Source organism: Dactylosporangium sp. CS-047395, assembly GCF_050942185.1.
Classification (GTDB): Bacteria; Actinomycetota; Actinomycetes; order Mycobacteriales; family Micromonosporaceae; genus Dactylosporangium.
Genome location: NZ_CP192015.1, coordinates 6,231,466 through 6,246,616 on the forward strand (window position 1 = coordinate 6,231,466; position 15,151 = coordinate 6,246,616).

Consider the following 15,151-nt stretch of genomic DNA (forward strand, 5'->3'; position numbering starts at 1 on the left):
CCGGATGCCGACCGGGCGTCGACGGGCCGGTGCTGCCATCGATGCGTGAGCCGGGTGATCCGGCACGACAACCAGCTGAGGGAGTACGGACATGACAGCCTCACGGAAGCTCATCCGCGGCGGTACGGTCGTCTCGGTCGATGCCACGATCGGTGACCTGCCGTCCGGTGACGTGCTGATCGAGGACGAGCGGATCGTCGCCGTGGCGCCCGACCTGGACGGCGTCGACGCCGAGGTGGTCGACGCCACCGGGAAGATCGTCATGCCGGGCCTGGTCGACACCCACCGCCACCTGTGGCAGAGCGCGCTCCGGCAGATCGCGGTCGACTGGACCCTCGCGGACTACTTCGAGCGGGTGATCGGCGGTTTCTCGCCGGTCTTCACCCCGCAGGACGTGCACATCGGCACCCACTTCGGCGCGCTGGAGGCCCTGGACTCCGGAGTGACGACCATCTTCGACTGGTCGCACATCCTCAACACCCCGGAGCACGCCGATGCCGCGGTGGCCGCGTTGCGGGATTCGGGCATCCGAGCGGTCTTCGGCCACAGCATCCCAACCGACGAGCCGACCTGGTACTACAACAGCGACCGCCGCCACCCGCAGGACGTCCGTCGGCTCGCGGCGCGGGACTTCTCCTCGAAGGACCAGCTGCTGACGCTGGCGCTGGCCGTCCGCGGCCCGGAGCTGGCGACCATCGGCGCGACGGCCGACGACCTCGCGCTGGCCCGGGACCTCGACGTGCGCTCCTCGATGCACATCGGCCTGGGCCTGATGGGCCTGCAGCGCGGGGTGACCCAGCTGCACACTCACGGGCTGCTCGGCGACGACCTCATCTTCCTGCACTGCAACACCTGCACCGACGACGAGCTGAAGCTCATCGCGGCCAGCGGCGCTCACGCGTCCGTCTCCGCCCGGGTGGAGCAGCTCATGGGTCACGGCGCGCCCGCGACCGGCCGCCTGCTCGCCGCCGGTATCCGCCCGGCCCTGTCGGTCGACGTGGTCTGCGGGGTGACCGGCAGCATGTTCGCCGAGATGCGCGGCATGCTGGAGGCCGAACGCGGCCGGGTGCATCAGGTGTACCTCGACCGGGGCGAGCCCTCCCCCGCGCAGCTGCTCACCGCCCGGGACGCTATCGAGTTCGCGACCATCGAGGGCGCCCGCACCCTCGGCCTCGAGGACCGCGTCGGCTCGCTGACGCCGGGCAAGCAGGCCGACATCGTCCTGCTCGACGTGGCCGGTTCGCCGTTCGGCATGCTCAACAACGCGCCGGCCGCCGTGGTGTTCAGCGACGTCCGCGACGTCGACGGCGTGCTCGTCGCCGGCGAGTTCCGCAAGCGCTACGGCCGCCTGGTGCGCCAGGACGCGGCCGCGGCCCGGCAGCGGGCGGAGCGTTCGCGCGACCGGCTGTTCGCCGCGGCCGGCGTACCCGCCGGTGCCGCCCCGGTCGCCGTCGGCCGCTGACGGCGGACCGGGCCCGGTGGCGATCCCCCGATCCGGCGATCGCCACCGGGTGCCGTGTGAGCTGGGCGCATCGCCGTTGGCTATGGGGGTCAGCGCGATGTTGCGTTGGCGGCGACCGCGCGGCGTCCGCATGCTGGCCCGGTGGACATCGCACTCGATCATCCAGGCCCGCCACTGCGGTTCACCGTCCTCGGTGTCGTGCGCGGCTGGCGGGACGGCGCCGAACTGCAGCTCGGCTCACCGCAGCAGCAGGCGCTGCTGGTGGCGTTGCTGCTGCGCGAAGGTACCCCCGCCTTGATCGACGAGCTGGTCGACGCGCTGTGGCACCGTGACCCGCCACCGGCGGCGGTGGGCACCGCACGCACCTATCTGTCGCGGCTGCGCCGGATCGTCGGCGACGCCCTCGTCTCGGTCGGCGGCGGCTACGCCCTGCGGCTCGGACCCGACGCACTGGACCTGGCCGTGTTCCGCCGACAGGTGGCCCGGGGGCAGGCGCTGCTGCGCGCGGGTTCGGGCGCGGCGGCGGCGGCCGCGCTGCGCGAGGCCCTCGAGCAGTGGCCCGGGACGGCCCTGTCCGGCATTCCGGGTGAGTACGCCGCCCGGCAGCGCACCAGGCTCGCCGAGGTGCGCCTGGCGGCCGTGGAGACCCATTTCGCGGCGCAGCTGGCCGGGGCGGCGGACGGTGACCCGGAGCGACTCACCGAACTGGCCGCGCTGGTCGGCCAGTACCCGTTGCGGGAGGGCTTCCGCGAGCTGTACATGCTGGCGCTGTACCGGGCCGGGCGGCAGGCCGACGCGCTGGCCGCCTACCGGCAGGGCCGCCGCCGGCTGCGCGACGAGGCGGGCCTCGAGCCCGGGCCCGCGCTGCAGCACATGCACCAGCGCATCCTCGGCGCCGACCCGGACCTGCTCGCCGGCGTCGGCACGCGGGCCGCCGGCCCGGTGCAGCTCCCGGCCGACCTGCCCGACTTCGTCGGCCGCACCGCCGAGCTGGCCCTGATCACCGAGGCGCTGCGGGCCCGGACCGAGCCGGTCGTCGGCATCGCCGGGCTGAGCGGCACCGGCCGGACCGCCCTGGCCGTCCGGGCCGCGCAGGCGCTGTCCGCCGGCTACCCCGGCGGGCTGCTCTACGCCGATCTGGCCGGCGCCGCCGGCGAGGCCGAGATCCTGGCCACCTGGCTGGCCACCTTCGGTGCCGATGACGCCCTGCCCACCTCGGTGTGCGGCCGCGCGCAGCGGCTGCGCGACACGCTGCACGGGCGGCGCGTCCTGGCCGTGCTCGACAACGTCGAGGACCACCGGCAGGTCGGCGCGCTGCGCCGGGCCCTGCCCGACGGCGCGATCCTGTTCACCGCCACCCGCCAGCTGCTGGAGGCCGCCGACACCACCTGGGTGCGCCTCGGCCCGCTGCGGCCCGGCGAGGCCGGCACGATGCTGCGCCGGCTGATCGGCCCGCAGCGCGCCGGCCTCGAACCGGACGCGATCGCCCGGCTGGTCTCGCTGAGCGCCGGATACCCGCTGCCGCTGCGGCTGATCGGCGAGCGGCTGCGCCAGCGGCAGCAGCTGACCGTCGCCGAGGTCGCCGAGCGACTCACCCAGGAGGCCGACGACCGGCACGGGCCGCTGCACCACGACTGTGTGGCCGCCGACGCGCCGCTGCTGCGTACCCGGGCCCGGCTGAGCCCGCTGCAGGCCGCGGTGCTGCACGCCGCGGCGGCCGCGGGCCGGTCCGAGGTCACCGCGCCCGACGTCGCGGACCTGCTGGACCTGCCCGAGCACCAGGCGTGGAACGCCCTGGAGGCCCTCGTCGAGGTGTTCCTCCTGCAGCACGCGGACACGCCGGGCCGCTACCGGCTCGACGCCTACGTGCGCGCCTTCGCCCGGCGGCCGGTGACCGCCCGGACCGGCGCGGACCCAGCCGACCGGCCGGCCCGCCGTCCGAGCCGGCTTCGCAGCCGGGCCGCACTGCGCGGGCGGCCCGGCGTGCGCCCGGCCGGGCGCCGCTGAACGGGGCGCTCAGGTCCGCAGGGCCGGCGCGCTGCGGCGGATATCGTTGACCAGCGTCGACGCGGCCGGTGACAGGGTGCGCACGCTCGGCGTCGCCAGCGCGATCGGCAGGTTGAGCGACGCGTCGTCGATCTCGACCGTGTGCAGGCCGCCGAACTCGGCCCGCACGGAACTGGGCAGGAAGACCATCCCCAGCCCGTTGCGGACGAGACCGACCGCAAGCCCGCCGTCGGCCGCCTCAAACCGGACGTCGCGCGACACTCCGGCCGCGCTGAACGCCCGGTCGGCGACGGTGCGGTTGCCCCAGCCGGTGGGAAAATCGATGAACGGCTCCCCCTCGAGCTGCCGGAGCCTGACTCGCCCGGCGTGGGCCAGGGGGTGACCGGCCGGGACGACGAGCTGCAGCGAGTCGTCGGCGATGTGCTGCAGGCGGACCCCCGCGACCGCCTCCATGGTGGCGACCACCGCGACGTCGAGGATGCCGTCGGCGATCGCCTCGACGAGGCCGCCGGTGCCGGTGGCCGAGGTCCGCAGCCGGACCGTGACATCGGGATGCGCGACATGGAACCGGCCGAGAATCGCGGGGATGTCGATCGGCATGATGGACAACAGCGCGCCGACGGTCACGGTGCCCCGCAGACCGCCGCCGGCCTGAGCGACGGCGTCACGGGCGCGCTGGGCGCCGGCGAGCATCGCCTGGGCCTCCGGCAGCAGCGCGGCGCCGGCGTCGGTGAGCTCGATCTGCGGGCCGCCGCGATCGAACAGTTCCGCACCGAGGCCGCGCTCGAGTTTCTGGACCGCCGCCGAGACGGCCGACTGGACGATCCGCACCCGCCGGGCGCCCTTGGTGAAGCTGCGTTCCTCGGCGACGGCGACGAAGTACTCGAGCTGGCGCAGGTCCATCCGGCCATTATCGCGAGCACGCCGGGCCGGCGCGGCCGGCGCAGTCGATAGGATGGAAAGGCTTGCTGAGGAGACCGCGACATGACGACAGTTCGCACCGACAGCGGCGCAACGAAGAGGGCCGACGTGGCTTCGAGCCTCGCACCCGCGCTCCGTGACCTGCGAGCGGCGGCGCTGCGGTACGCCGCCGCGAAAGCGTCACGAACGCTGCGGGACTGGACCGACGGTCTCAACGATTACGTGGCACGCCGGGGGCCGGCCACGCGAGCGGTCTTCGAGGGGCTGCGAGCCAAGCTGCTGGGCAAGCATCCGTTCCGGGCCGCGATCAAGGGTGCCTGGGCGGGGATGAGCACCGAGCTGAAGATCGCTGTGGTGCTGACCCTGGTGCTGGTGCTCCTGCTCGGTGCCGTCGTCCTGGTGGTTCTCCTGCTCGGGCTCTTGGTCGCCGTGCTGATCGCCGGCATTCGGGCCGCCACCCGCTGAGCCTCGGCGCGGCGCACCCACGCGACCGTGTGAGCGCTCACGGCCGGCCCAGACCTCACCGAGCCGTCGCCCATAACCGTTTTCGTCCCGGGTCGCACGCATCGACTTCTGGCATTGGGTGCTGCTATGTTAGCGCTCACTTCGCGCGGTCCCGGGCAAGCTCCGCCGGCTTGCCTCCGCTCCGGCACCGCTGCGCCCGGTGAAAGGAACGCCGCCTCATGTCCTCACCCAGACTCTCCCGCCGCGGCCTGCTGCAGACGACCGGTGCCGCCGCCGTCGCGACCGCCGCCGCGCCGCTGCTCGCCGCCGGCGGGGCCGAGGCCGCCGTCGCGCCGGCCCGGTCCGACATCGGTGTCGGCGCCTACGCCTTCGACCTCGGGCAGGTCCAGCTGAGCTCGGGACGATGGCTGGACAACCAGAACCGGACGCTGTCGTACCTGCGGTACCTGGACGTGAACCGCATGCTGTACAACTTCCGGGCCAACCACCGCGTGTCGACGGGCGGTGCCGCGGCGACCGGCGGATGGGACGCGCCGTCGTTCCCGTTCCGCACGCACATGCAGGGCCACCTGCTCACCGCCTGGGCGCAGGCCTATGCCGTGCTCGGCGACACCACCTGCCGCGACAAGGCCACCGCGATGGTCGCCGGGATGGCCGCCTGCCAGGCCAACAACGCCGCCGCCGGATTCAGCTCCGGCTACCTGTCGGGCTTCCCCGAGTCGGACTTCACCGCCCTGGAATCCGGTGGCCTCTCCAACGGCAACGTCCCCTGGTACTGCATCCACAAGACCCTCGCCGGCCTGCTCGACGCGTGGCGGCTCATCGGCAGCACCCAGGCCCGTGACGTGCTCCTGGCCCTGTGCGGCTGGGTGGACTGGCGCACCGGACGGCTCAGCGGGAGCCAGATGCAGTCCGTGCTCGGCACCGAGTTCGGCGGCATGAACGCGGTCCTCACCGACGTGTACCAGCAGACCGGCGACGCCCGCTGGCTCACCGCCGCGCAGCGCTTCGACCACGCGGCGGTCTTCAACCCGCTCGCCTCCAACTCGGATCAGCTCAACGGATTGCACGCCAACACCCAGGTGCCGAAGTGGATCGGCGCGGCCCGCGAGTACAAGGCGACGGGCACCACCCGCTACCGCGACATCGCCGTCAACGCCTGGGCGATGACGGTCGGCGCGCACTCGTACGTCATCGGCGGCAACAGCCAGGCCGAGCACTTCCGCGCGCCGAACGCCATCGCGGGGTACCTGACCAACGACACCTGCGAGCACTGCAACAGCTACAACATGCTGAAACTTTCGCGCGAGCTGTGGCTGCTGTACCCGGACAACGCGGCGTACTTCGACTTCTACGAGCGCGCCCTGCTCAACCACGTCATCGGCGCCCAGAACCCGGCCGACAGCCACGGCCACATCACCTACTTCACGCCGCTGAAGCCCGGCGGCCGGCGCGGCGTCGGGCCGGCCTGGGGCGGTGGCACCTGGAGTACCGACTACAACTCCTTCTGGTGCTGCCAGGGCACCGGCGTGGAGATCAACACGAAGCTGATCGACTCCATCTACTTCTACAACGACACCACGCTGACCGTGAACCTGTTCACCCCCTCGGTGCTCACCTGGACATCCCGCGGCATCACCGTCACCCAGGCCACGACCTACCCGGCCGGCGACACCACGACCCTGACCGTCACCGGCAGCGTCGCCAGTTCCTGGACCATGCGCATCCGCATCCCGGCCTGGGCCACCGGCGCGACGATCGCCGTCAACGGCACCGTCCAGTCGATCGCGACCACGCCCGGCACGTACGCGGCGCTGACCCGCACCTGGACGTCCGGCGACGCCGTCACGGTCCGGCTGCCGATGGCCGTGGTGGCCCGGCCCGCGAACGACAACGCCAACGTCGTCGCGCTCACCTACGGCCCGGTCGTGCTGGCCGGCAACTACGGCAGCACGGCCCTGTCCGCGCTGCCGGCGCTGAACACCGCCTCGGTGACCCGCACCAGCACCACATCGCTGGCGTTCACCGCCACCGCCAACAACACCACGGTCGGCCTGGGCCCGTTCCACGACGCGCAGGGCTTCAACTACACCGTCTACTGGAGCGCCAACGGGCAGGGCGGCGGCACGGGCACCGCGACCTTCCGCCTCGCCAACGCGGCCAGCGGCCTGGTGCTGGGCATCCAGAACATGTCCACCGCCGACGGCGGGCTCGCCCTGCAGTGGGCCGACAGCGGCACCGCCGACCACGACTGGGAACTCGTCACCGACGGCAGCGCCGTGCGCCTGCGCAACGCCAACAGCGGCAAGGTCCTCGGCGTCAACGGGATGTCGACCGCCGACAACGCGGCCGTGCTGCAGTGGACCGACAACGGCACCGCCGACCACCGCTGGTCCATCGTGGACAACGGCGACGGTACCCACAAACTGCGCAACGCCAACAGCGCCAAGGTCCTCGGCATCACCGGCAACTCCACCGCGAGCGGCGCGCAGGCGGTGCAGGCCCCCGACGACGGCAGCGCCGACAACCTGTGGCGCTTCCTGCCCGGCGGCGCCCGCCGCATCCAGAACCTCGGCAGCGGCCTCGTCCTGGGCGTCACGAACATGTCCACCGCCGACGGCGCGCTGGTCCTGCAGTGGGCCGACAACGGCACGAGCGACCACCTGTGGACGGCGGTGGTGGACTCCGGCGGGTACCTCCGGCTCAAGAACGCCAACAGCGGCAAGGTCCTCGCCGTGGAGAACGGCGGCACCGCCAACGGCACCCGCGCCGTCCAGCTGCCCGACACCAGCGCCACCGACCGACGCTGGCGCCTGCGCTACGGCACCAACGGCTACTTCCGCATCCAATCCGCGGGCGGCCGCGTCCTCGGCGTGAACGGCGCGTCGACCGCGCAGGGCGCCCAGGTGCTCATCTGGGACGACAACGGCACCAACGACCACCTGTGGCGGTTCGTCTGAGGCCGGCCGCACCCGTGCTTCGCCGCGCGGGTGCGGCCGCGGTTGGTTAAGGTCGGCGCAGCACCGTCCGCCGATGACAAGGAACCGCGATGAGCCGCCACGACGATGACGTCGCCCTCGACGCGGCGCGGGACCCGCTGGTCGTCGCGCTCGACATCGGCTCGACCGCGACCCGCGGCGGCGTGCACGACGCGACCGGCCGGCGAGTGCACGGGCTGCAGCACAAAGTGCCGCACACCTTCACCGCCGCGCCGGACGGCACCTCGGTCATCGATCCCGACCAGGTCACCGCGGAAGTGGAGCAGGTGCTCGACGCGGTGACCCGCAAGTCGCGGCTCGGCACCCGCATCGCCGGCGTCGCCATGGACACCTTCGCCGCCTCGCTGATCGCGGTCGACGCCGCCGGGCGGGCGCTCACCCCGTGCCTGACCTACGCCGACTCCCGCAGCGCCGGCGCCGTGCGCGCGTTGCGTGCTGAGCTCGACGAGCACGCGGTACAACAGCGAACCGGAACGCGGCTGCACACGAGCTATCACGCGCCGCGCCTGCGCTGGCTCGCCACCGCGCAGCCCGGCGTCGTGCGGGCCGCGGCGAGCTGGTGGTCGCTCGGCGAGTACGTGCTGGCGCGGCTCATCGACCGGCCGCTCGCCGGGACGTCCACGGCGGCCTGGACCGGGCTGCTCGACCGGCGCACCGGGGAATTCGACGCCGAGCTGCTGGCCGCCGCCGGGATCACCGCCGGGCAGCTCACCGCGCCGCGGGACACGCCGGAGCCCGCCGCGTCGCAACGGCCCGCCCTCGCGGAGGCGGCCTGGTTCCCGGTCATCACCGACGGGCTGGCCAGCAACCTCGGATCAGGAGCAACCGATTCCACGGTACTGACGGCCGCCACGGCCACCAGCGGAGCCCTGCGGGTGCTGCTGGACGGACCGGCCGATCCGCTGCCGTCCGGCCTGTGGAACTACCGGGTCGACGCCCGGCGCACGCTGCTCGGCGGCGCCATCAACGACGTCGGCCGGGCCGTGAGCTGGGCGCAGGACACCCTGCGGCTCGGCCCCGACCCGGCGGCCGTGCTGAGCGCCCCGCCGAGCGGGGCGACGCCGCTGGTGCTGCCGTATCTCACCGGCGAGCGCGCCCCAGGGTGGGCCGGCGGCGCCCGCGCCGTGTTCGGCGGGGTGTCGGCGGCGACGGACGGCGACGCGCTGCACCGCGGCATCATCGAGGGCGTCGCCATGACCTACGCCCGGGTCGCCGCCGAACTGTATCCGGCCGCGCCCGGGATCGTGGAGGTGGCGGCGGCCGGGCGGGTCAGCAACGACCGGCCCGAGTGGCTGCAGATCCTCGCCGACGTGCTGGGCCGCCCGGTCACCCACGTGACCCGGCCGCGCGCCACCCAGCACGGCACGGCCCTGCTCGCGCTCGACACGCTGGCCCCGGAGGTCACCCGGGCACCGCGGGCGATCGGAGCGACGTACGAGCCGCAGGCCGCGCACGCCGAGTACTACACCGACCGGCGCGGCCGCTTCGCCGAGATGTACGACGCGCTCGTGCGCGGCTGAACGCTGAAGCACTTCGAACCGGCCGCAGCCCACCGGCGATCATCGCGGCGGCGAGCAGGCCCCATCACCTTTGGAAGCGCTTGCAGGGTCCGCATGGCGTCGGTGAACCGGTCGGGGCCGATGAGCTCGGCTTAGCCGCGGTGAGAGCACGCCCGCCTCGGCGGCGCCGTTGTCGTCCCCGCCATCCGTACCGCCTCCGGGCGCCACCTCAGCGCTGAGTGACACCGGGGGCGGCGTTCGACCCGCATCGGCGCGGCCGGCCGAGGCCCGGCGGCCTGCACCGCGACCCGGCGCCTCACTGCGGCGAGCAGTCCCAGGCGGCGCGGCCCATCCGCGGCCAGTACGCACGGCAAACGCCGAGCCGAGCAGCAGGCCGGCCGCGTGCGCGAGGGGTTGCGGCCAGCGGCATCGCCAGCACCGGCCCGCGGTCGCGCTGAGGGCGACGCGCGTGAACTCAGGCGGTGAGCCGGCGATGCAGGAAGTCCAGCGCGTGGGCCAGCAGCCGCGACACGTGCATCTGCGAGAGGCCCACCTGGTGCGCGATCTCGCTCTGGGTCAGGTTGCCGTAGAAGCGCAGCTCGAGGATCCGCTGTTCGCGGGCCGGCAGTTGGGCGATGTGCACCCGCAGGGCCTCGCGGTGGTCCACGCGGTCATATTCGTCGCGGTCGTCGGCGACGGTGTCGGCCAGGATGACGGCGGTGTCGTCCAGGCCGCCGCCCGGTGCTTGCAGCGACAGCGGTTCCACGACGTTGCCGGCGGCGAGCGCGTCGGCGATCTGTCGCTCCTCGATGCCCAGGTGCGCGGCGAGGTCGGCCACGCCCGGCGCGCGGTGCAGGGTCTGCTGCAGCGTGTCGCGGGCGTGGTAGACGGCGAGCCGCAGTTCCTGCACCGCGCGGGGCAGGCGCACGGCGCTGGTCCGGTCGCGGAAGTACCGTTTCAGCTCGCCGACGATGGTCGGGGTCGCGTAGGCGCCGAACTCGACGCCCAGGTTCGGGTCGTATCCGTCGACGGCCTTGACCAGGCCGAGCGCGGCGACCTGCTCCAGGTCGCCGCGCGGTTCCCGGGTGTTGTGATAGCGGTGGGCGAGCCGGTGGGCGCAGGGCAGGCATGCCGCGATGACGGCCTCCCGGGCCCGGCCGCGGGCCGGGTCGTCCGGGCCGAGCTCGTGCAGCGCGGCGAGGAGTTCGGTGGCCTGCGGCGGGAAGCGGCCGGTGACGTGCCGCAGCTCCTCCAGCGGTACCGCCTCGCCCGGGCGCCCCTGCGGCCAGTCGACCGTCCGGTAGGCGCCGAGCTGCTTGGCGACCCCGGTGAGCTCCAGCGCCTCCAGGGCCGTCCCGCGCACACCGGCGAGGTGGACGTCGACGGACTCCTGCTCGCCGCGCCGCCGCAGGTACAACAGGACCTTGATCGACGCGGCGTCGAGCATCCGCAGCCCGGCGAGGTCGATGATCACCTCGGCGGCGCCGGCGTCCAGGTGCTGGAACACCAGCTGGCGCAGGTACGGCGCGGACGCGAAGTCGAGCACGCCCGCGAACCGCAGCAGGCGCCGGTCACCGTCACTCGAGGCCGTGCAGGACAGCTCCATGCGTGTCTCCTCACGGCCGACGGCTCGCGGACACCGCGACCCCTACGAGCCGCGTACCCGGCCCCGAACCCGACAAACGTGCGACATTCCGCAGGTGCCGGGCGGCCGCCGGTTGCCGCACCGCTCCACCCCCGGTAAGCCAGGTCACACCCATCCGTCCGGGCCGGGGCCCCGAATCGCAGATATGGCGCGCACAGCAAAAGGCAGGCCGCATCTGTCGCCGGTCCCCGGACCGGCGCCGAACGGCACGGAGGACGACCTGCTCATCGCGGTCGGCCGGGGCGACGAAGCCGCGTTCGGCCGGTTGTACGACCGGACCGCGGCCCGCGTCTACGGCCTGATCCGCCGCGTGCTGCGTGACCCCGCGCAGGCCGAGGAGGTGGCTCAGGAGACCCTGGTCGAGGTGTGGCGCTCCGCGGCCCGGTTCGACCCGGCGCGCGGGACGGCCGCCGGGTGGATGCTCACCATCGCGCACCGCAAGGCGGTCGACCGGGTCCGGTCCGAGCAGGCCGGCGCCGAGCGGCTGGCGCGGGCCGGGGCGGCGGCGGTGGAGACCCCCTACGACGAGGTCGAGGAGGCCGCCACCCGCCGGCTGGAGCAGCAGCAGGTGCGCCGATGTCTGGACGGGCTGACCGAACTGCAGGGCGAGGCGATCCGGCTCGCCTACTACGACGGCCGCTCGTACCGGGAGGTGGCCGATCTGCTCAGCATCGGGCTGCCGGCGGTCAAGACCCGGATGCGTGATGCCCTCATCCGATTGCGTGACTGCCTGGGCGTGGAGGTGGCCTGATGCATGACGACATCCACAGCCTCGTCGGCGCGTACGTGCTCGACGCGGTGGACGACCAGGAGCGCGTCGCGTTCGAGCGGCACCTCGCCGGTTGCGCCGCATGTGCGGCCGACGTCGCCGAGTTCCGGGCCACGGCCGCGCACCTGGCCGACGGGGCCTGGTCGGCGCCGCCGCGCGGGCTGCGCACGGCAGTGCTCGAGCAGGTGGCGCGGACCCGCCAGGACGGGCCGCCGGTGCGTGCTCAGGCCGCCCGGGCCACACCACGCTGGCGTACGGTCGCCGCGGCGGCAGCGGCCGCGGTCGTGCTGGCGGCGGGGGCGAGCGTCGTGACGTACCAGATGAGCGCTTCGCCCTCGTCAGTTGAGCTCGTGCTGAGCGCTCCGGACGCGACGGTGCGGCAGGCGGCGCTGCCCGGCGGCGGCACCGTCACCCTGGTCAGTTCCGCCGGCCGGGACGAGGGGGTCGTGTACGTCACGGCCGCCCCCGCGATCGACGCGACGCGCGCCTACGAGCTGTGGCTCACCGACGGCGCGACGGCCCGCCCGGCCGGGACCCTGGCCGCCGGGGCCAACGCGGGCCAGACGGTCGTGCGCGGCGTACGCGGGCAGGCGGCGCTGGCGCTGACCGAGGAGCGGGCCGGCGGCGTCGCGACCCCGCAGGGCACGATGCTGGCCCAGATTCCCCTCACCTGACACCCGTCCGGCGGCGCTGTCGTTCACGCCGTCCCGGGTCGACGTGGCGGTGGCGAGTTCGACCACGCCACCGGCCACTACCGCGACAACGTCGTCGTCTTCGCAGATCTGACCGGCGCAACGTGAGGAAGATTCCGGCAAATCCCACCCATCCGGACCTCGCGGCGCTCCGAATCCCCGATGACGGAACCCAACTGAGGAGATCACGCATGTACCGCACCAAGCTCGTCGCCATCGCCGCCTCCGCCGCACTCGCGCTGTCCCTCGCCGCGTGCGGCAGCAGCGACGACGACAGCGGCACCGCCGCACCGGCCATGTCCACCGCCCCGACGACGACCATGGCGGCGCCGTCCAGTGCCCCGGCGATGGGCGGCGAGCAGTTCGGACCGGGCTGCGCGGCCGTACCGGCGGATCCGGCCAATCCGGGCAGCTTCGACGCGATGGCCAAGGTCCCCGTCGCCACCGCCGCCTCGGGCAACCCGCTGCTGTCCACCCTCGTCGCCGCGGTCAAGCAGGCGAACCTCGTCGACTCGCTCAACTCGGCGCCGGCGGTGACCGTGTTCGCCCCGACCAACGACGCCTTCGGCAAGATCGCGAAGGCCGACCTGGACAAGGTCATGGCCGACCCGAAGACGCTGACGTCGATCCTGACCTACCACGTGGTGCCCGGCAAGCTCACCCCGCAGCAGCTGGCCGGCACCCACAAGACCCTGCAGGGCACCGACCTCATGGTCACCGGCTCCGGCACCAGCTTCACCGTCAACGGCACCTCGATGGTCGTGTGCGGCAACGTCCAGACCGCCAACGCCACCGTGTACATCGTCGACACCGTGCTGATGCCGAAGAGCTGACCCGATCCGTTCGCAGGCCGGCCCGCTGGAGGTGAAACCGGTGCACGACGTTCCACGGGCCGGCCTGTCCGGACTGCTCGCCGCCGCGACCGGCGTCGCTGTCGCCGAACTCGTCGCGGCTCTGCTCAACCCGGCCGCCGGCCCCGCGGTCGCGGTCGGCTCGGTGCTCATCGACGCCGCCCCGACCCCGGTCAAGACGTTCGCGGTGCGCACCTTCGGCACCGCCGACAAGCCGGTCCTGCTCACCGGCATCGCCGTCGCCCTGGCCGCGGTGGCCGTCGCCGTCGGGCTGCTCGCCGCCCGGCGGCGCGCCTACGGCCTCGCCGGCGCCGCGCTCTTCGCCGGCGTCGGGGCCGCGGCCGCCCTGTCCCGACCGGCCGCCGTGCCCACCGACCTCATCCCGTCCGTGGTCGGCGGAGCGATCACCGCGGCCGGGCTGATCCTGCTCGACCCGCGACCGGCACCGTCCGATGTGGACCGTCGCCGGTTCCTGATCGCCGCCGGGCTGGTCTCGGCCGCCGCCGTCGCCGGCGGCACCGCCGCCGGAGTACGCCGGGCCCGGGGCGGTGCCGCCACCCGCGACCGCGACGCGATCCGGCTGCCCGCCCCGGCCGACCCCGCCGCGCCCCTGCCGGCCGGGCAGCAGCCGGACTTCATCACCGCCAACCGCGACTTCTACCGCGTCGACACCGCCCTCACCGTGCCCCGGATCGACCTGGCCCGGTGGCGGCTGCGCGTCCACGGCCAGGTCGACCGCCCGCGCAACCTGACCTTCGCCGAGCTGCTCGACCGGCCCCTGACCGAGCGGCACATCACCCTCAACTGCGTCTCCAACGAGGTCGGCGGCCCGTACATCGGCACCGCCCGCTGGCTCGGCGTCCCCCTCGCCCCGCTGCTGCGCGAGGCCGGCATCCGGCCCGGCGTCGACCAGGTCGTGGCCCGCTCCGTCGACGGCATGACCATCGGCACCCCGCTGAGCACCGTCCTGGACACCCCCGACGTCCTGTTGTGCCTGGGCATGAACGGCGAACCCCTGCCGCTCGAACACGGCTTCCCGGTCCGGATGCTCACCCCCGGCCTGTACGGCTACGCCGGCGCCTGCAAATGGCTCACCGAGCTCGAACTGACCACCTTCGACGCCTTCGACGCCTACTGGGTGGCCCGCGGCTGGGCCCCGCGCGGCCCGGTCAAGACCGCGTCCCGCATCGACCGCCCGGCCGCCCTGTCCCACCTGCCCGCCGGCCCGGCCACCATCGCCGGCGTGGCCTGGGCCCAGGGGCGCGGCATCTCGGCCGTCGAGGTCCAGGTCGACACCGGACCGTGGCGCCGGGCCGAACTGCTGCCGGTACCGTCTCAGGACACCTGGGTGCAGTGGCGCCTCTCCTGGACCGCCCAGCCCGGCCTGCACACCGTCCGGGTCCGGGCCACCGACGGCACGGGTGCGGTCCAGCCGGAGCAGCGCGCCACCCCGTTCCCCGACGGCGCCACCGGCTGGCACACCGTCACCGTCACCGTCGACCCGTGAGATAGGCCGTCCAGACCTTCTTCGGCACGGTCATGACCCAGGCGTTGACGACGAGCTCGTCCAGCTCCTCCGGGTCGAGGGCGGACAACCAGGCACAGACCCAGTTGTACCGCATGTCACCACTCGGCGGCAGGAAGAACTTGTCCGGCTCGCCGTCGACGAGCGCGGCCCGGGCTTCCTTCGGGTACCCGAAGCCCAGGCTGACTTCGTCCCGCGACAACGCCGCGAACACGATCGACCCGACCCGCCACTTGATCCGGTCCCGCACCACCACCTCATAGGCGCGCGGCAGGGTTCTCGTGATCGCCCGGATGTCGTCGACGCCGACCAAGTC

The 15,151-nt window shown here is 73.7% G+C and carries 12 protein-coding genes; 9 read left to right on the top strand and 3 right to left on the bottom strand.

From position 1 onward, the window contains the following. The first annotated feature begins 91 nt into the window (after positions 1-91). Entirely contained in the window at positions 92-1,462 is a 1,371-nt protein-coding gene (locus ACQP00_RS29210) for an amidohydrolase family protein (RefSeq protein WP_433200679.1), read from the top strand. 141 nt (positions 1,463-1,603) lie between these two features. Further along, positions 1,604-3,469 carry a BTAD domain-containing putative transcriptional regulator gene (locus ACQP00_RS29215; RefSeq protein ID WP_433200682.1) on the top strand — a complete coding sequence of 622 codons (1,866 nt, stop codon included), beginning with the start codon at positions 1,604-1,606 and terminating at the stop codon, positions 3,467-3,469. Positions 3,470-3,478: 9 nt separating this feature from the next. Here the strand turns inward: ACQP00_RS29215 and ACQP00_RS29220 are convergent, their stop codons facing one another. After that, complete coding sequence (locus ACQP00_RS29220; RefSeq protein ID WP_433200685.1) at positions 3,479-4,372, bottom strand: LysR family transcriptional regulator; 894 nt, start codon at positions 4,370-4,372, stop codon at positions 3,479-3,481. 81 nt (positions 4,373-4,453) lie between these two features. On the opposite strand from ACQP00_RS29220, the gene ACQP00_RS29225 reads away from it, so the two are divergent. The 3 genes from ACQP00_RS29225 (at position 4,454) to ACQP00_RS29235 (ending at position 9,374) form a co-directional block, all read left to right on the top strand. Then, a complete protein-coding gene (locus ACQP00_RS29225) occupies positions 4,454-4,855 on the top strand; it encodes a hypothetical protein (protein WP_433200688.1) in 402 nt (133 codons plus the stop codon). 218 nt (positions 4,856-5,073) lie between these two features. After that, complete coding sequence (locus ACQP00_RS29230; RefSeq protein WP_433200691.1) at positions 5,074-7,815, top strand: beta-L-arabinofuranosidase domain-containing protein; 2,742 nt, start codon at positions 5,074-5,076, stop codon at positions 7,813-7,815. An 89-nt stretch (positions 7,816-7,904) separates the two neighbouring features. Then, entirely contained in the window at positions 7,905-9,374 is a 1,470-nt protein-coding gene (locus ACQP00_RS29235; RefSeq protein WP_433200694.1) for a gluconokinase, read from the top strand. A gap of 454 nt (positions 9,375-9,828) precedes the next feature. Here the strand turns inward: ACQP00_RS29235 and ACQP00_RS29240 are convergent, their stop codons facing one another. Beyond that, entirely contained in the window at positions 9,829-10,959 is a 1,131-nt protein-coding gene (locus ACQP00_RS29240) for a SigB/SigF/SigG family RNA polymerase sigma factor (RefSeq protein ID WP_433200697.1), read from the bottom strand. Positions 10,960-11,143: 184 nt separating this feature from the next. Between ACQP00_RS29240 and sigK the strand changes: the two genes are divergently transcribed. From sigK to ACQP00_RS29260, 4 genes are all read left to right on the top strand, one after another. Then, positions 11,144-11,749 (top strand): ECF RNA polymerase sigma factor SigK, encoded by a 606-nt coding sequence (gene sigK, locus ACQP00_RS29245; protein ID WP_433200700.1) that lies wholly within the window; start codon positions 11,144-11,146, stop codon positions 11,747-11,749. Then, positions 11,749-12,441, top strand: a complete 693-nt coding sequence (locus ACQP00_RS29250; protein WP_433200703.1) for an anti-sigma factor — start codon at positions 11,749-11,751, stop codon at positions 12,439-12,441. The genes sigK and ACQP00_RS29250 overlap by 1 nt, the downstream gene beginning before the upstream one ends. Positions 12,442-12,650: 209 nt before the next feature. Then, positions 12,651-13,292 (top strand): fasciclin domain-containing protein, encoded by a 642-nt coding sequence (locus ACQP00_RS29255; RefSeq protein ID WP_433200706.1) that lies wholly within the window; start codon positions 12,651-12,653, stop codon positions 13,290-13,292. Between the two features lie 40 nt (positions 13,293-13,332). Next, the gene (locus tag ACQP00_RS29260; RefSeq protein ID WP_433200709.1) at positions 13,333-14,817 is read left to right on the top strand and encodes a molybdopterin-dependent oxidoreductase; all 1,485 of its coding nucleotides are present in this window, start codon (positions 13,333-13,335) and stop codon (positions 14,815-14,817) included. Here the strand turns inward: ACQP00_RS29260 and ACQP00_RS29265 are convergent. After that, positions 14,801-15,148, bottom strand: coding sequence for an MmcQ/YjbR family DNA-binding protein (locus ACQP00_RS29265; protein ID WP_433200712.1), 348 nt, complete (start codon positions 15,146-15,148; stop codon positions 14,801-14,803). The genes ACQP00_RS29260 and ACQP00_RS29265 overlap by 17 nt on opposite strands. Positions 15,149-15,151 lie beyond the last annotated feature (3 nt).